Source organism: Lysobacter concretionis Ko07 = DSM 16239 (assembly GCF_000768345.1).
GTDB classification, from domain to species: Bacteria; Pseudomonadota; Gammaproteobacteria; order Xanthomonadales; family Xanthomonadaceae; genus Novilysobacter; species Novilysobacter concretionis.
Window position 1 is genome coordinate 163,160 of sequence record NZ_AVPS01000003.1, and the last position, 16,654, is coordinate 179,813.

At 69.6% G+C, this 16,654-nt stretch carries 12 protein-coding genes; 7 read left to right on the forward strand and 5 right to left on the reverse strand.

All coding sequences use genetic code 11. The features are described from left to right. The first annotated feature begins 77 nt into the window (after positions 1–77). Positions 78–1,037, forward strand: coding sequence for an acetyl-CoA carboxylase carboxyltransferase subunit alpha (locus N792_RS03200; protein WP_036192632.1), 960 nt, complete (start codon positions 78–80; stop codon positions 1,035–1,037). Between the two features lie 192 nt (positions 1,038–1,229). Here the strand turns inward: N792_RS03200 and N792_RS03205 are convergent, their stop codons facing one another. Further along, positions 1,230–2,327, reverse strand: coding sequence for an NADH:flavin oxidoreductase/NADH oxidase (locus N792_RS03205; protein ID WP_052103374.1), 1,098 nt, complete (start codon positions 2,325–2,327; stop codon positions 1,230–1,232). A 116-nt stretch (positions 2,328–2,443) separates the two neighbouring features. On the opposite strand from N792_RS03205, the gene tilS reads away from it, so the two are divergent. The 5 genes from tilS (at position 2,444) to N792_RS13370 (ending at position 8,197) form a co-directional block, all read left to right on the forward strand. Then, entirely contained in the window at positions 2,444–3,763 is a 1,320-nt protein-coding gene (gene tilS / locus N792_RS03210) for a tRNA lysidine(34) synthetase TilS (protein WP_084105386.1), read from the forward strand. A gap of 31 nt (positions 3,764–3,794) precedes the next feature. Further along, the gene (locus N792_RS03215) at positions 3,795–4,067 is read left to right on the forward strand and encodes an exodeoxyribonuclease VII small subunit (protein WP_036192634.1); all 273 of its coding nucleotides are present in this window, start codon (positions 3,795–3,797) and stop codon (positions 4,065–4,067) included. Next, positions 4,060–4,938, forward strand: coding sequence for a polyprenyl synthetase family protein (locus N792_RS03220; RefSeq protein WP_036192635.1), 879 nt, complete (start codon positions 4,060–4,062; stop codon positions 4,936–4,938). Before N792_RS03215 ends, N792_RS03220 begins: the two co-directional genes overlap by 8 nt. An 89-nt stretch (positions 4,939–5,027) precedes the next feature. Continuing rightward, complete coding sequence (locus tag N792_RS03225; protein ID WP_156969280.1) at positions 5,028–6,878, forward strand: CHASE2 domain-containing protein; 1,851 nt, start codon at positions 5,028–5,030, stop codon at positions 6,876–6,878. Beyond that, entirely contained in the window at positions 6,863–8,197 is a 1,335-nt protein-coding gene (locus N792_RS13370) for a M48 family metallopeptidase (RefSeq protein WP_052103376.1), read from the forward strand. The genes N792_RS03225 and N792_RS13370 overlap by 16 nt, the downstream gene beginning before the upstream one ends. A 302-nt stretch (positions 8,198–8,499) precedes the next feature. Here the strand turns inward: N792_RS13370 and N792_RS03235 are convergent, their stop codons facing one another. Both N792_RS03235 and pmbA read right to left on the reverse strand, forming a co-directional pair. Beyond that, the gene (locus tag N792_RS03235) at positions 8,500–8,967 is read right to left on the reverse strand and encodes a DUF4870 domain-containing protein (RefSeq protein ID WP_255516762.1); all 468 of its coding nucleotides are present in this window, start codon (positions 8,965–8,967) and stop codon (positions 8,500–8,502) included. Between the two features lie 79 nt (positions 8,968–9,046). Continuing rightward, positions 9,047–10,357 carry a metalloprotease PmbA gene (gene pmbA / locus N792_RS03240; RefSeq protein WP_156969294.1) on the reverse strand — a complete coding sequence of 437 codons (1,311 nt, stop codon included), beginning with the start codon at positions 10,355–10,357 and terminating at the stop codon, positions 9,047–9,049. Positions 10,358–10,528: 171 nt separating this feature from the next. Between pmbA and yjgA the strand changes: the two genes are divergently transcribed. Further along, on the forward strand, positions 10,529–11,098 hold the full coding sequence (gene yjgA / locus N792_RS03245) for a ribosome biogenesis factor YjgA (RefSeq protein WP_036192638.1): 570 nt from the start codon (positions 10,529–10,531) through the stop codon (positions 11,096–11,098). Between the two features lie 52 nt (positions 11,099–11,150). Here yjgA and tldD read toward each other — a convergent pair whose 3' ends face one another. Continuing rightward, a complete protein-coding gene (tldD, locus tag N792_RS03250; RefSeq protein ID WP_036192639.1) occupies positions 11,151–12,593 on the reverse strand; it encodes a metalloprotease TldD in 1,443 nt (480 codons plus the stop codon). A 126-nt stretch (positions 12,594–12,719) separates the two neighbouring features. Beyond that, a complete protein-coding gene (locus N792_RS03255; protein WP_036192640.1) occupies positions 12,720–16,643 on the reverse strand; it encodes a YhdP family protein in 3,924 nt (1,307 codons plus the stop codon). Positions 16,644–16,654: the final 11 nt, after the last annotated feature.

Below are 16,654 nucleotides of genomic sequence, written 5' to 3' on the forward strand. Positions count from 1 at the left end.
CCAGCCGACCCCGCGCCTCCGGTACGATCCGGACCGGTCGGCTAGACTTGTCCACTTCACAGGCCAGCGGCCCACACATGAATCCGAACTACCTCGATTTCGAACAACCCATCGCCGATCTGGAAACCAAGATCCAGGAACTTCGCCAGGCCAGTCGTGGCTCGGCGGTCGATGCCGACACCGAAGTCCATGCCCTGCAGGACAAGTTGCGCAAGCGCACCGCACAGATCTTCCGCGACCTGAGCCCGTGGCAGGTGTCGCAGCTCGCCCGGCATCCGGCGCGCCCGCACACCACCGACTACATCCGGGTGATGTGCGACGAGTTCCAGGAACTGGCCGGCGACCGCGCCTACAGCGACGACGCCGCGATCGTCGGCGGGCTGGCCCGCATCGGCGGCCGCGCGGTGGTCGTCATTGGCCACGAGAAGGGCCGCGACACCAAGAGCAAGGTGCGCCGCAACTTCGGCATGCCGCGCCCGGAGGGCTACCGCAAGGCCCTGCGCCTGATGAAGCTGGCCGAGCGTTTTCACCTGCCGCTGTTGACCTTCATCGACACGCCCGGCGCCTACCCAGGCATCGGCGCGGAAGAGCGCGGCCAGTCCGAAGCCATCGCCCGCAACCTGCTGGAAATGGCCGAACTGAAGACCCCGATCATCTGCACCGTGATCGGCGAAGGCGGCTCCGGCGGCGCACTGGCGATCGGCGTCGGCGACTGCACGGTGATGATGGAGCACAGCACCTATTCGGTGATTTCCCCGGAAGGCTGCGCCTCGATCCTGTGGAAAGACCCCGCCAAGGCCAAGGATGCCGCCGAGCAACTGGGCCTGACCGCCAAGCGCCTGCAAGGGCTGGGGCTGGTCGACAAGGTCGTGCGCGAGCCGACCGGCGGCGCGCACCGCAACCCCCGGCAGATCGCGACCCGGCTCAAGGCGGTGCTGCTGAACGAGCTGGATGCCCTCGAAGCGCTGCCGATCGAAGAGCTGCTTGAACGACGCTACGCGCGCCTGCGCAACTACGGCGCCTACGAGGCCGCATAACGCGGCCGAGCGGCAGCGGCGCTGTGCGCCCCGCAAAGCCGGTCACCCGTATCCGGAAAGGAGCGTTCGACAGGTCGGCATGCCGACCTGCGGGGCAGCGCGCTGCATGCGGACGGCTCCGACCTTGACCGGCCCTGCACCCTGCCCGGCCCCCTGTCCTGCACCCTGATCTGCCGGACACGGATCAGGCAATCACCAGGCTCGCTGGTACTGCACCGGAACCGGCATCTCCGCTCCCAGTTGCCGGGCCGCACGCTGCGGAAAGTACGGGTCGCGCAGCAGCTCGCGGGCCAGCAACACCATGTCCGCCTCGCCGGTGGCGACCAGCGCATCCGCGTATTGCGCATCGGTGATCAGGCCCACCGCTCCGGTCGCGATACCGGCTTCGCGGCGGATGCGGGCGGCGAACGGCGCCTGATAACCCGGCTCCAGCGGAATCTCGACATCCGGCACCAGCCCGCCGGAGGAGACATCGACCAGATCCACGCCATGCCCGGCCAACAAGCGGGACAAGGCGACGCTCTGCTCGATGTCCCAGCCGCCGTCAGCCCAGTCGGTCGCCGAGATCCGCACCCACACCGGCAGCTCCTGCGGCCATTCGTGGCGCACCGCGTCGAGCACCACGCACAGCAGCCGCACACGGTTCTGGAAGCTGCCGCCGTAGTCGTCCTCGCGCCGGTTCGACAACGGCGAGAGGAACTGGTGCAGCAGGTAGCCGTGGGCGGCGTGGACTTCCAACAGACGGAACCCCGCTTTGAGCGAACGCCGCGCAGCCAGCGCGAAGTCCTCGATGACCCTGGCGATCCCGGCGCGATCCAGCGCCCGCGGCTGCGCGTAATGCGCATCGAAGGCGAGTGCGGACGGTGCCACCGGAACCCAGCCACCGTCCTGCGCCGGCACCGCTCCGCGGCCGAGCCAGGGCGCATGCGTGCTGGCCTTGCGCCCGGCGTGCGCCAACTGGATGCCGGCCACCGCGCCCTGCGCCTCGATGAAACCGGCAATACGCGCCCAGGCGTCGGCTTGCGCGTCGTTCCAGATGCCGGTGTCCGCGGGCGATATCCGGCCTTCGGGCGCGATCGCGGTCGCCTCGGCGATCACCGCCGCGGCACCGCCCACCGCGCGGCTGCCCAGATGCACCAGGTGCCAGTCGTCGGGCATGCCGTCGCGGGCGGAGTACTGGCACATCGGCGACACCGCCAGGCGGTTGCGGAATGCGACCGACCGTTGCTGCAGGGGTTCGAACAGGTGGCTCAAGGCTGGCTCCGATACCGGCTTCGCGGCAGTAGGCATTGCGCTGGAAGTGTCCCCTGTCACCCGGGGCAAGGCGGCCGCCTACGTTAGCAAGCATGCAGACGTTCCACCGTCATTACCCGGTCACTGTGACCGCCTCGTGGCACCATCTGTCGATGCACACGCCACGCCCGCTGCCTGACCAGACGTTCCTTGGTCAGGCATTCCACGACCGGCCCCGGGCCCGCCTGCTGGTCGGCTTCAGCGGCGGCCTGGATTCCACCGTCCTGCTGCACGCGTTGGCCAGCGATCCCGCCGTCCGTACGTCCGGCCTGCGCGCCATCCACATCCACCACGGTCTGCACGCCAATGCCGACCGCTGGGCGGCGCACTGCGAAAACGTCTGCAGCGCGCTCGGGATTGCCTTCGACACCGTCCCGGTGACCGTACAACCCGACGGCAACGGCACCGAGGCCGCCGCGCGCGATGCCCGCCATGCCGCCTTCGCCAGCAAGCTCGAACCCGGCGACGTGCTGACCCTGGCCCACCACCGCGACGACCAGGCCGAGACCTTCCTGCTGCGCGCCCTGCGCGGATCGGGCGTGGACGGCTTGTCGGCGATGCGACGCTGGCGCGACTTCGGTGCCGGGCGACTGTGGCGGCCCTTGCTGGACATCCCGCGCGCCGCCCTGCTCGCCTATGCGAACGCACACGGACTGCGCTGGATCGAGGATCCGAGCAATACCGACAGCCGCTTCGATCGCAACTTCCTGCGCCAGCAGGTGCTGCCGTTGCTGCGCGCACGCTGGCCACAGGCCGACGCGGCGTTCGCCCGCTCCGCGACCCTGTGCGATGAAGCCAGCCAACTGCTGGACGCCGAGGATGCGGCCGCGCTGGCTTCGAGCGCGGGCCACCACCCGCGCGTGCTGTCGCGCGCGGCGCTGCTCGCCTTGCCGGCCCCGCGCCGTGCGCGCGTGTTGCGTCGCTGGACTACCGGACTGGGACTGCCACCCCTGCCGGCCCACGGCCTGGCACGGATCGAATCCGACCTGCTGCGCGCGCGCGCCGACGCCTCGGCCCGGTTCGAATGGAGCGGCGCCGTCATCCACGCCTGGCGCGACGACCTGCACGCCGCCCCCGTCCAGGCCGGTCTGCCGGATGGATGGCGCACCTCCTGGGACGGCAGCCGGCCGTTGCCACTGCCCAATGGGGGCGAGCTGGTACTGGAAGGCGCGCCCGCTTTGCCAAACCCCTGTCGGGTCACGGCCCGCCGCGGCGGCGAACGCATCACCCTGCCCGGCCGGACCCACAGCCACGCGCTCAAGCATGTGCTGCAGGAGCTCGGCGTGCCGCCGTGGCAACGCCCCGGACTACCGTTGCTGTCCGCGCCTGACGGCAAGCTGCTGGCCGTCGCCGACCTGGCTTACGAGGGGGAGTTCGCGGACTGGCTGGAGCGGCAAGGCGCGCACCTGCGCTGGCATCCCGCATCGGATTGACCGCATCCACGCGCTGGCCGACACTGCGCGGATGCCTCGCAAAGCCACCCCCGAAGCCTCCCCGGTCGCCGACTTCGAAACCTCGCTCGACGCGCTTGAGCAACTGGTCGAGAAAATGGAGCACGGCGAGATGAGCCTGGAAGAGTCGCTCGCCGCCTACGAGCGCGGTGTCGGCCTGTACCGCCACTGTTCGAGCGCGCTCGAACAGGCCGAGCTGCGCGTGCGCCTGCTCAGCGACCCGCAGGACCCGGCCAGCGCCGAACCGTTCGAACCCCTCGCCGGCGCCTCCTCACCCGATGTCTGAGCTGCATCTGGCGCGATGGCGCGAGCGCATCGACGCCGCGCTGGCCCTCGCCCTGCCCGATCCCACCGCCTCCCCGCAACGTCTGCACGCGGCGATGCGCCACGCCGTCCTGCTCGGCGGCAAGCGCATGCGGCCGCTGCTGGTGCACGCCGCGGGCACGCTGTTCGACGCCGCGCCTGACGCGCTGGATGCGCCGGCCGTCGCGATCGAGCTGATCCATGCGTACTCGCTGGTGCATGACGACCTGCCGGCGATGGACGACGACGAGCTGCGCCGCGGCCAGCCGACCGTGCACGTCGCCTTCGACGAGGCCACCGCGATCCTGGCCGGCGACGCACTGCAATCGCTGGCCTTCGCCGTGCTGGCAGACACCCCCGTCAGCGACGCGGTCCGGATCGAACTGCTGCGTACCCTGGCCAATGCCGCCGGCAGCGCCGGGATGTGCGGCGGGCAGGCGCTCGACCTCGCCGCCACCGGTGCCGGCACGCTGGCCGTTGCCGAACTGGAACGCCTGCACGCACTCAAGACCGGTGCGCTGATCCGCGCCGCCGTGCGCATGGGCGCGCTGTGCGGTGGCGCCGCCAGCGACGACCTCGCCCGCCTGGACCGTTACGCCGACGCGCTCGGCTTGGCGTTCCAGGTCCGCGACGACATCCTCGATGTCGAGGGCGACAGTGCCACCCTGGGCAAGACCGCCGGCAAGGACGCCGCGCAGGACAAGGCGACCTTCCCCGCGCTGCTGGGCATCGATGCGTCCCGTCGCCGGCTGGCGCAACTGGTCGATGCGATGGACGATGCCCTCGCACCGTTCGGCTCGCGCGCGGAGGCACTCGCCGCACTCGGCCGCCACGCGGTCGATCGCCAACACTGAGCCATCGTCACCGAGGGGCCTGTCCGCCCCGGACGCGTTCCGACGTACATCATTCCGACCAATGGACCACCGGCCGCCAGGAGGCGCTCGTGACCCACCGATGGATACGTGCGCAGGCGGCCCGGCTCGATGCCTCGGTAACGCGGCTCAACGTCGCGCTCATGGACCAGTGGACGAAGGTGCTGCGGGGCTACCGTCGCCCGCTCGCGCGCCTGACGCTGTGGTTGAAGTTCGCGTTCTACCCCCTGCTGGCGTTCGCCGCGATCGGCTGGCTGGCCTGGGACTGGACGCATGCGCGTTCGCTGGACGCCGCCGAGGACGCGATCTTCGACCAGGTCCTGCAATGGCGCCCGCTGGAGCCGAAGCCTTCCGGCCGTACCGTGATCGTGGAAATCGACGACTGCTCGATCGACCACTTCCGCAACCTCGGCGAGGGTGGCTGGCCGTGGAGCCGTGAACGCCACGCCGACCTGCTCGGCAACCTCGACCGCGCCGGCGTACGCGCCGCGGCGTTCGACGTGATCTTTGCCGATGCCTCCCTGCAGGACCCACAAGGCGACGCCCTCCTGGAGGCCATGGCCGAAGCCGGCGATGGTCGTTTCCTGTTCGCGTCCTCGCGCATGCATCCGGACTTCGATGCGCAGGCGATGCTGACCGCCGACGCCGTCCCCGGCGCGTTCGCACTGGCTCCCGCCGCAGCGCGACCCGGACCCGCGGTGGCGCTGATGCTGCCGTACGGCAAGGCGATGGCGGCGAACAGCGGCCTGGTCAATGTCGCCCGCGCCGGTGACGGCGTGCTGCGCGACGTGCGCCTGTACCAGGACATCGGCGGCTGGGCGCTGCCGGCACTGCCGTTGCGGCTGGCGTTGCTGGCCGAGGGCCACCATGCCGCCGCAGCCCCGGAGCTGCTGCGGATCAACTGGCGCACCCGCTCGCAGCTGCCTTACGTGAGCGCCGCCGATGTCATCGAGCGCCGACCCGTGTGCCAGCCCGAAGGCGCGGCTCCGCCATCGCTGGACGGCGCGGTCGCACTCATCGGCTACACCGCCGCCGGCATCAACGACGCCAAACCAACCCCGGTCAACGGCGCCATGCCCGGGGTCGAGGTGCTCGCCGAAGCCACCGAGGCACTGATCACCGGCAGCGCGATCCGGATGCCGCCCACCTGGCTGAAGTACGTGCTCGCGGCACTGGCCACGCTGCTGGTCACGTTCGTGTTCTGGCGCGGCGAGCCGCACAAGGATGTCGACTCGGTGTTCGTCGCGGTCAACGCCACGATGTTGCTGGCCGCCTTCGCCGGGCTGACTTTCTTCGGTGTGTTCCTCGACATCTTCGCCAGCGTCGCCTTCGTCAGCCTGTGCTTCGGCCTGTGCCGGATGTACACGGCCATCCAGCGAGGACGCGCCGACGGCAACAGCGACTACCTGCGGGAACTCGACACGCGCCGGTACCCCTGGCTGCTGGTCGCGCGGCTGCGGCTTGCGCCCGTCGCGGGTCTCGACCCGGTCGTCTACAAGCGCAAGCGTCGCGAATACCGGCGCGCCCTGCGCCGCTTCGTCTACACCACCGGCGACATCGTCATGGTCGAGGGCATCGTCGAGCGCAAGAGCTGGCTCAACGCGCTCCTCGACGACCTGATGCTGCTGGTGTGGAAGGGCACGGATGAGGCCGATGTGCGCGCACAGGTACGACGCGGCCTGGATGCGCTGTATGCAGAGATCAACGCCATCAACCGGCAGCTCGACGACACCTGCCAGGTACGGATATGCATGGCCGCGGCAAGGATCGGCGACGAGGACCGCGAACGTGAACGCCTGCAGCTGCGCGCGCTGCTGGGGCAGGATTTCAACCAGCGCGACGAATGGCCACTGACGGCCGCAAACACCTGTGTTCAGACAGGCCCAGAGCCTGATGGAGATGACGCATGCGCCACCGGATAAGCTTCCGCACGACCACCTTCCTGCTGCCCTTGCTGCTGTTTGCCACCGCCAGTGGTGTTGTCGCCGCCGCCGGCAGCCAGGCCGAGATGCCGGCCGTCGTGCACAAGGCCTCGGTCGATGTGCACAGCGGCCCGGCATTCGATACCGCCAAAGTCGCCACCCTGTCGCGCAACGCCGCGGTCCGGATCATCGCCCAGCAAGGCCTGTGGTACCGGCTTGAGCTGGGCGCCGGCAAGACCGGCTACGTGCGCATCAATGACGTGCGCATGGCCTATGCCGGCAACGAGGCGCCCGCTGCCAACACCCGGGTGCTGTTCACCGGCAACGCGGGCAAGGGCCGGGTGACCGAAACCGCCAGCGTGCGCGGCATCGACGAAAGCAGCCTGCGCCGTGCCAGCCATGACAGCGCCGGCATCGCCCGCATGCAGGGCTACCGCGTCGACCCGGCGACGGCTGCCGCCCACGCCCGCTCGCAGGGCTGGCAGGCAAGCAGGGTCAACTGGGCGGGCGAAGCCTCGGTGGCCTCTGCCCGCAATCGTCCGCAGGCCACCCAGGCCGAAAAGCGCCAGGGACTGTCGACGGCCCGCGGCCTGCTGTCGAAACTGGGCGCCGGCGCCATCGGTGATTCCGCGATGCGCGTGGCCGACCGCGCTGTCGGCAAGTCCGAACAGGAACTGGCCGCCGAAGAACTGGAACTGGGGCCGGCCATCGCCGGTCGCGTGCTGGGTGCCGCGCCGCTGTGGGCCAACGACGAGGCACAGAAACGCGTGAACCTGGTCGGGCGCTGGGTCGCATCGCAGACCGCGCGGCCCGACCTGCCGTGGACGTTCGGCATCATCGACGACGGCGAGGTCAACGCCTTCGCCGCGCCGGGCGGCTACATCCTGATCACGCGCGGACTGTACGACCTGCTCGCCGACGATGCCGAAATCGCCGCGGTGATCGCGCACGAACTCGGCCACGTCGTCCAGCGCGACCACTACGAGGTGATCCGCAAGCAGGAGGTCGCCGGCGTCGGCAAGGACATCGCGATGGCGCAGGTTCGCGCCCCCGGTGCCGCCAGCTATGCCAAGGACTACGTGAGCCGGCACGGCGCCGCCGTGCTGATGGGCAGCCTGGACCGCGATGCCGAATACCGCGCCGACCAGGCCGCCGGCATCTACCTGGCACGCGCCGGCTTCGACCCGCTGGCGTTCTACGCGGTGCTGCAGAAGATGACGGCACTGGGCACCCGCTCGGCCCGGCTGACCCAGATGTACCGCACCCACCCGCCGCTGGATCACCGGCTGGACCAGCTGGATCGGCAGGCACGCCGCTGATGGTTCACGGTCAGGACCAAAAACAGCCCCGGACGGGTTGACGGTGTGGGTGGCGGCACAGGACCACGGTCGCGACTTACATCACTCTACGAAGGAGCGAGGTTACGAAGGGCTCTTGTAGGAGCGGCGTGAGCCGCGAATGCGAAAAGTCTTACGTCGCCGACTCCCCGGCCCTCCAAAGGAACCTCGCAAACTAATAGGCACGACCAAAAGCAATGGGCCCCGGAGAAACATCGCCGGGGCCCGTTGAATTCCTGCGCGGAATTTCTATTCGAGCAGCGCGTCTACTTGATCACCGGCGCTTACTTGATTAGACGCAGCGTGAACGGGTAACGGTATGCCACCCCTTCGTTGGCCTTGATCGCCGCGATGACGGTCATCACCAGCCAGTAGATGCCCAGCAGGAAAACCGCGAAATAGAACAGGAAGCCGACCAGGATCACCAGCAGGATCGTGCCCACCACCGTGAGGATCAAGGCCGAAGCCGCCACGGTGATGTTGAAGTTCAACGCTTCCTTGCCCTGGTCGTCGACGAACGGCATGGTTTCCTTCTTGATCAGCCAGATCACCAGCGGGCCGATGACACAACCGACACCGCCGGTGAACAGGCCAAGCAGTGCCGACAAGTGCGCGAACATCGCCCACTGGCGCTGCTCGGCGGAAAGGCCGTTGCCCTGCGTCGCCTGGGATGCCGGCTCGTGGGAAACCTGGGCTTGGGGTTCTTGCTCCGGCGGCGGGCTGCCGGCGGGTTCATTCTCGTTCTGGCTCATGGGTGACTCCGCGGTCGAAACACCCCTGAATGTCGGCGCATCGCGGCGGCAGGTCAACCGGCAGGACGCCGTTCGGCGGTCAACTTTCGCCGGCCACCGTCATCTTCCCGACCAGGATCGAACCGGTGCGGATGTGCGAACGCGCATCGACATCGCTGCCGACCGCCTCGATCGCAGCAAACATGCTTTTCAGATTGCCGGCGATGGTGATTCCGTCGACCGGGTACTGGATCTGGCCGTCCTCGATCCAGAAACCCGCCGCACCGCGCGAGTAATCGCCGGTGATGTTGTTCACGCCCTGCCCCATCAACTCGGTGACCAGCAGGCCGCGCCCCATGCCGGCCAGCATCGATCGCTGGTCGCCGGCATTCGCGGTGACCTGCAGGTTGTGCACGCCGCCGGCGTTGGCGGTGGTCTGCAGGCCGAGCCGGCGGGCCGAGTAGCTGCCGAGTACATAGCGCTGCAGGATGCCGCCGGCGACCAGGGCCGACTCGCGTGTCGCCACGCCCTCGGCATCGAACGAGGACGAGCGGAAGCCGCGCGGCAGGAAGGGCTGTTCCTTGATCGCGAACCAGTCCGGAAACAGCTGCGTGCCGACGCTGTCGAGCAGGAAGCTGGCGCGCCGGTACAGGGCGCCGCCGGATACCGCGCCCAGCAGATGCCCGACCAGCGAGCGGGCGATCTCGGCCGAGAACAGCACCGGGTACTCGCCGGTGGGAATCTGCCGTGGAGCGAGGCGCGAGATCGCACGCTCGGCGGCCTTGCGGCCGATCGCGGCCGGGGATTCCAGCCCCTCGGCGGCCAGCGCGATGCTGTACCAGCCGTCGCGCTGCATGTCCTCGCCGCGGCCGGCGATCAACGCGCAACCCAGGCTGTGCTGGGTACTGCGCTCGCGACCGACGAAACCGTGCGAGTTGGCGTACACCGACAGGCTGCTGCCACTGCCGACCGATGCGCCGTCGGAATTTTCCAGTCGCGGGTCGACGTCGCGGCCCGCCTGCTCGCAGGCCAGCGCCAGGTCGATCGCCTGGTCGGCACTGATTTCCCACGGGTGCCAGCTGTCGAATTCGCGCAGGTCGGTCGCCATCAGCTCCGCATCGGCCAGACCGGCGGCCGGATCGTGCTCGGTGTAGCGCGCGATCGCGCAGGCCTGCTCGACGGTGGCCGCGAGGCTGTCATCGCGCAGGTCGGCGGTCGAGGCGCTGCCCTTGCGGCCGTTGAAATAGACCGTGACCGCAATGCCGCGGTCGCGGGTGGACTCGACCGTCTCGACCTCGCCCATGCGCACGTTGACGTTCAGCCCGGTGTCCTCCGAGCAGGACACCTCGGCCTGGTCGGCGCCCCGGGCAAGGGCGCTGTCGAGCAGGCGGGCGGACAGCGCCGCGAGCATGTCCAGGTGGGCATCGCTGTCGGCGTGGGCGGGCGCGGAGGCGGGGGTGATGGCGTTCAATGTCTTATCCTTGCGGGCTGCGGTTCCGGATCGGCATCCGGGAACCTGTTTCTGGTTTGGCCTGCGGGGAGGAAATTCCGCGCAGCGCCGGCAACAAAGTGGAAATCAACGATGCGTGGCAGAGACGAAGAAACCGGCGAATACCGTGGCGAAAGCCGCAGCCAGCAGCGCCGTGATGCGCTGGAGGTGCTGGCGATCTGCGAGCAGCTGGTCGCCCTGACCGACGCCCAGCTGTCGCGGCTGCCGGTGCCCGAGTCGCTGCTGCCGCACATCCGCGAAGCGCGCCGCATCACCTCGCACATCGCGCACAAGCGCCAGCTGGCGTTCCTGGCCAAGCAGATGCGGCGCGAGGACGAGGAAACGCTGGACACGATCCGCGACGCGCTGGACGTCAAAGGCGAAACCGCCCGCCGCGAGATCGCCGCGATGCACCGGGTCGAGGCCTGGCGCGACCGCCTGCTGGATGAGGGCGATAAGGCGCTGGCCGAGCTGCTGGACCTGCATCCGGAAGCAGACCGCCAGGGCCTGCGCCAGCTGGTGCGCAACACGCTGGAGGAACGCAAGCGCAACAAGCCGCCGCGGGCGTTCCGCGAGCTGTTCCGGCAGCTGCGCGAACTGATGCTGGGTGGCGAGCCGGCGGGCGATGACGCCGTCCCGTCGGAACACGACGAGTTGCCGTAAGCCTTCTTGCCGCGGGCGCAAGCCGGGGCATTCAGCAGGCACACCGCAACACTCACGCCTGGGTGCCGCCCACCGTGATGCCGTCGATCAGCAACGAGGGCTGGCCGACGCCGACCGGCACGCTCTGGCCGTCCTTGCCGCACACGCCGACGCCTTCGTCCAGCGCGAGGTCGTGGCCGACCATCCGCACCTTCTGCATGGTTTCCGGGCCGTTGCCGATCAGGGTCGCGCCCTTCACCGGCGCGGTGATCCTTCCATCCTCGATCAGGTAGGCCTCGGTGGCGGAGAACACGTACTTGCCGCTGGTGATGTCGACCTGGCCACCGCCGAAATTCACCGCGTACAGGCCCTTCTTGACCGAACGGATCATCTCTTCTGGATCGTGCTTTCCGGCCAGCATGTAGGTGTTGGTCATGCGCGGCATCGGCAGATGGGCGAAGGACTCGCGGCGGCCGTTGCCGGTCGGCGTCATGCCCATCAGGCGCGCGTTGAGGGTGTCCTGCATGTAGCCCACCAGCACGCCGTCCTCGATCAGGGTGGTGCACTCGGTGCGGGTGCCCTCGTCGTCGATGTTGAGCGAGCCGCGACGGCCCGGCAGGGTGCCGTCGTCGACGATGGTCACGCCCGGCGCGGCGACGCGCTGGCCCATCCGGCCCGCGTAGGTGCTGGTGCCCTTGCGGTTGAAGTCGCCTTCCAGACCGTGGCCGACCGCCTCGTGCAGCAGCACGCCGGGCCAGCCGTTGCCGAGCACCACCGGCATCACACCGGCCGGTGCGTCGACCGCTTCCAGGTTGACCAGGGCCTGCCGCAGCGCCTCGCGACCCCAGGCCTCGGGCTTGCCGTCGGCGAACAGCTCGGCATAGCTGTAGCGGCCACCGCCGCCGGTGTAACCGGACTCTCGGCGGCCGTTCTGCTCGACGATGACCTGCACGTTGAAGCGCACCAGCGGCCGCACGTCGGCGGCCAGCACGCCATCGCTGCGCGCGATCAGCACGGTATCGACACCCCCCGCCAGACTCACCATCACCTGCTTGACCCGCGGATCGGCGGCGCGCAGCAGTTTGTCGATCCGGCGCAATGCCTCGACCTTGTCCTCGTTGCCCAGCGAGTCGATCGGATCCTCCGGCGCATACAGCGCGCGCGCATTGCTGCGCACCAGCGAACGGGTGGTCACGCTGTTGCCGTCGCGCGCGATCGCACGCGCCGAAGTGGAGGCAGCGATCAGCGCGGCGCTGTTGATCTCGTCCGAATAGGCGAAGCCGGTCTTCTCGCCGCTGATCGCGCGCACGCCGACGCCCTGCTCGATCGAATGCGCGCCGTCCTTGACGATGCCGTCTTCGACCGTCCAGCTCTCGCGCCGGGCGTGCTGGAAGTACAGGTCGCCGAAATCGATGCCCGGCCCGAGCAGGCTGCCGAAGGTGCGCTCCAGGCCGCTGGCATCAAGCCCGGCAGGCAGCAGGAGACGGGATTCGGCGAGTTGCAGGGGTAGGGTCATGAGGGCTTCGCATCAGGGGGAAAGACGTGCCACGCGCCGGGAATCGCGGCGATGGCATCCAATGGCATCCAATGGCATACGGACCATATGCGGGCGATGGCCGCCGCTTCAACCGGCCGGAACGGTTCAGCCGGCCGGCAAGGGCTTGTCGGCGACCCGTCCCTGTTCGCGGCTGATCACCTCGACCTTCGGCTCGCTCCACGGCCCGGTGACCCGGTAGGTCTTGGCACCGATCTGGCCCAGCGGCTTCTGCAGCACCGCATTGGCCGCCGCCCCGATCGCCGCGCCCACCGGCCCGCCCGCGAGCGCACCTGCGACCGTCAGCAGGTTGCCGGCCTTGGGCAGCACCTCGATGGTCTGGTTGAAGGTTTCTTCGCGCAGGTTGGCCGCACCGCGGATGTTGATCCGTGCCGCCGGTCCGTCGATGCGCAGGTTCTGGCTGCTCGCCACGCCATCGGCGAACCGGATGTCGCCGCCGGCCTGGTTGAATGCGAAGCCCTTGGAGAAGAAGTCGCGGAAGTCCAGGGTCAGCCGGCGCGGCAACTCGGCGACGCTGAGCAGGCCGAGCACGCGCCCGGCACCCGGCTCGATCTCCAGCAGCCGGCCGTCGTGTACCTGCATCCTGAGGCTGCCGGCCAGCGAGGTGAGGTCGAACTGCATCGGCCCGCCCTGCCAGCCCGCCTCCAGCGCCATGTCTCCCTCTCCGCCGTCCAGCCGGCCCGCATAGCCGAACCCGCTCAGCAGACGACCGAAATCCTCGCTCTCCAGTCGCGCATCGACCCGCGTGCGCGCCGCCGCGCCGCGCCCGTTCCAATGGCCGCTGGCATCGATGCTCTGGCCCGGCATCTGCGCGTGGAATTGCTCGACCTCCATGCCGGTCGCCGTGGCACGGGTGCGCAGTCGCGCGCGCCCCAGCGACGCCTCGGCGATACGCAACTCATCGATGTCCAGGGCCAGCGGCGGAATGCGGGCCGGATCGATCTCGTCACCGACCCTGTCGCCCACTTGGCCATCGGCCGCGGCCGTCCCGGCGGCGGTCTTCCTGTCAGCCGGGGGAGCGACCTTCTTCTGCCCGCCCATTGCCGCCTGCGCCGAGCGCCAATGCACCCGCTGGAAACGACCGGTAACCGTCGCCCCGTTCCCGGCCGGCACCAGCACGCTGCCCTGCAACGCCTGGCCGTCGACCTGTACCGAAACCGCCCCTGCAGCTCCCGGCACCACCTGCAGGCGGGTGTCGGGAAACACCCCGCCCAGCAACTGCAGGCGGTCGGCACGCACGTCGATCCGTCCCAGTGGCAAACCCCCGCCACCCCCGCCCCCCCCACTGCCCTCGCCGCCACGCGTCAGGCCGATCCAGCCGATCGCATCGAACTTTGCAGCCCGGCCGGAGGCGAACAAGCCCGACGCGGGGGCCGGCTGTGGCAGCCCACTGCCGAGCGCAACCCGCACTCCGGTACGGCCGCCACCGCTGCGCGCACGCAATCCCAGCACATCGCCCAGCGCGACCTGCACCTCGCCGCTGCCGATCGGCAACGGCATCTGGACCGTGGTCGCCAGTGCCGCAGCGGCGGGCTTGTCCAGCGGCGCAGGCAGACCCAGCGCGGTGCCGATCAGGTCCGATGCCAGTTCCAGGCGTGCGGCAGGCTCGTGACTCCCGCTTGCCTTGGGCACCACCACACCGACCGTCCACTGCGAGCGGCCGGAAAGATACGGCGCCAGCCAGTCCAGCTCCGGCGCACGCGCCAGCAGGGTGTCGGTACCGAATGCCGCCTCAAGGTCACCTTCGAACACGTTCGCACGCTCGCGCACCGCGTCGTCGCCGGCACGCAGCGAGAGCTTCCCCGGACGCCCGTCGTGGCGCACCTGGAGACCATCGGCACGAAAGCCCTGCTCGGAGTAGCGGAGACGGCCGTTCACCTGGTCGAAGGCGAGATCCCAGCGCGGATCGGCGAGTTTTGCGTTCGCCAGCCCGACGCCGCCGGCAATCGAGAGCGGGTGCTCATGGCCCATCGGCAGGCGCAGCCGGAAGTCCACATTGGCCGGGCCGCTGCCTCTGATCGCATCGAAGGTTTCCGGGTTCAGCTCCCGCAACGGGCTGTCGCGCAGCAACGCGATCAGCTTTGCGACATCGCTGCCGGCCCGTGCCTCGACCGTCAGCGCACCGTCGTCGTAGTGGTCGATGCCGGCCTTGACCACCGGAATATCGATGCCGGCCAGTACGCCGTGGCCGTCGAGGCTGAAACCGTTGCCGATGAAGCTCGCCTGCAGGTCCATGCCGGTGGCCGCCGGCCAGTCGGGGCGGAACGCCACGGTGGCATCGACGATGTGGCCGGTGGCTTCGAACCGACCGTCGTTGTTGTCGAACGGCCAATCGTCCAGATCACCGGACACCACCGCCCGTCCATCGCGCACGACACCGTCGACCAGCGCGGTATCGAGCCATTCCAGCAGCGCGTCGGACATCAGGTGCCGGACCCAGAACCCCTTGGCCACCGGCAGGCGGGTGGGGTCGATGGCCGCCGCGATGTCGATGCGCGGGCGCGTGCCGTCGCCCTGCCAGCTCAGGCCGCCGCGCGCGGCAGCGCCGAAGTCGCCGCCGTCGATACGCAGCGCGGCGGTTTCCATTGCCCAGCCGGCGTCCTGGCGCCAACCGGTCACGGCGCCGTCGAGTTTCACCGTATGCACCACGCCAAACCCGCTGGGCCAGTCGAAACGCACCGGCTGGCCGGCATCCATCTGGAGGCTGAGAGCAGCGTCATCACCGGTCAGGTCGCCAGCCAGCCCGCTCAGGCCGGGCGCGTCGGCCACCGGCTCGAACCCGAAGCCGTCGATCCGCGCGCGGGCATGCATCGGCCCATCGCGACGCCCTTGCAGATCCAGCCCTCGCAGCACCGCGCGCGGCCGTGCCTGCAACAGCCAGCGCCGCAACGAGGGCGACAAGCGGTCGCTGAGCAGCGCAATGCCCGCCAGCGGCGCGACATCGATGTGCTCGGCCATGACGGCCCGATGCCCACCCGCTGCCAGCAGCAGGCCATCGAAGTTGTACTGCCCGCCCTGCATCTCCAGTCCCAGATGCGGCGCGTCCAGGCGCCAGCCATCGGCGACCCGCTGCCAGCGCGCCCGGGTCGCCACGCGATCGATCCGGACGACGGGAATCTGTCCCGCGACGGCAGTGGCGCCATCGCCGTCATTGGCGGCAATCGTGCTGCCGACCAGCAGGAGCTCGTCGAGCGCGGCGTCCAGACGGACGTCGACGACCCGCTTGTCCTGCAGATCGAGCCAGGCCTTGGCCTGTCCCCGCCCGGCCTGCACCGACACGCCCATCGTCTTAAGCAGTGACGACCACGGGGCCAGGTCGATCCGGTCCGCCTGCGCGTAGGCCCGGCCGTTTCCACGGCGGTGGTCGAAATCCAGCATCGCATCGACCGGCGCTACCGCCGCACCGTTGGCCGACTGTGGCCAGGCGCGCAGTCCGGCCCGCACGCGGTCGCCGTTGACCTGCAACCGCAGGTCGATCTTCGGCACCCGGATATCGACCCCCAGCTCCGGCGCCAGCACCGCCAGCGCGCCGTCGCTCACCTGCAGTTCGCCCAGCCCTTCCAACGATGCAAACGGATCGCCACCGGCCTGCTGCTGGCCGGGCAGGCCCCGCACCTGCCACTGGCCATCCGGCAACCGCTCCAGGGTGAGGTCCAGCCCGCGCAGGCGCACTTCCGACAAGGGCACGCCGGGAAGCAGGCCTGCGTAGATCGACACCAGCATCTCCGCATCGCCGATGGTGAAGGCCGTGTCGCCCTCGCCGATGCGCAGGTTCTTGAGCTGCAGCAACGGCCCGCGCCGGGTCCAGGCGGTGTCCACGGCATCGAACCCGACCGGCCGACCGGCACGCTGGCCGAGCCATGCGGCGACCTGGTCGGGGTGCCGTTCCGCCAGCGGCAGCAACTGGCTGGCCACCGCCAGTACCAGCGCCAGCAATACCAGCGCGATCGCGACGGTATAGCCCAATCCGCGACGGGCCAGGCGCAAGCGGCGGCGCAACGGCGTGGGCACGGTCAGCCCTG

Bases quoted from the DNA above. Each gene is read 5' to 3' on its own strand.
- N792_RS03200 (WP_036192632.1), top strand. From the start codon at position 78: ATGAATCCGAACTACCTCGATTTCGAACAACCCATCGCCGATCTGGAA.
- N792_RS03205 (WP_052103374.1), bottom strand. From the start codon at position 2,327: ATGCCTACTGCCGCGAAGCCGGTATCGGAGCCAGCCTTGAGCCACCTG.
- tilS (WP_084105386.1), top strand. From the start codon at position 2,444: ATGCACACGCCACGCCCGCTGCCTGACCAGACGTTCCTTGGTCAGGCA.
- N792_RS03215 (WP_036192634.1), top strand. From the start codon at position 3,795: ATGCCTCGCAAAGCCACCCCCGAAGCCTCCCCGGTCGCCGACTTCGAA.
- N792_RS03220 (WP_036192635.1), top strand. From the start codon at position 4,060: ATGTCTGAGCTGCATCTGGCGCGATGGCGCGAGCGCATCGACGCCGCG.
- N792_RS13370 (WP_052103376.1), top strand. From the start codon at position 6,863: ATGCGCCACCGGATAAGCTTCCGCACGACCACCTTCCTGCTGCCCTTG.
- N792_RS03235 (WP_255516762.1), bottom strand. From the start codon at position 8,967: ATGAGCCAGAACGAGAATGAACCCGCCGGCAGCCCGCCGCCGGAGCAA.
- pmbA (WP_156969294.1), bottom strand. From the start codon at position 10,357: ATGCTCGCGGCGCTGTCCGCCCGCCTGCTCGACAGCGCCCTTGCCCGG.
- yjgA (WP_036192638.1), top strand. From the start codon at position 10,529: ATGCGTGGCAGAGACGAAGAAACCGGCGAATACCGTGGCGAAAGCCGC.
- tldD (WP_036192639.1), bottom strand. From the start codon at position 12,593: ATGACCCTACCCCTGCAACTCGCCGAATCCCGTCTCCTGCTGCCTGCC.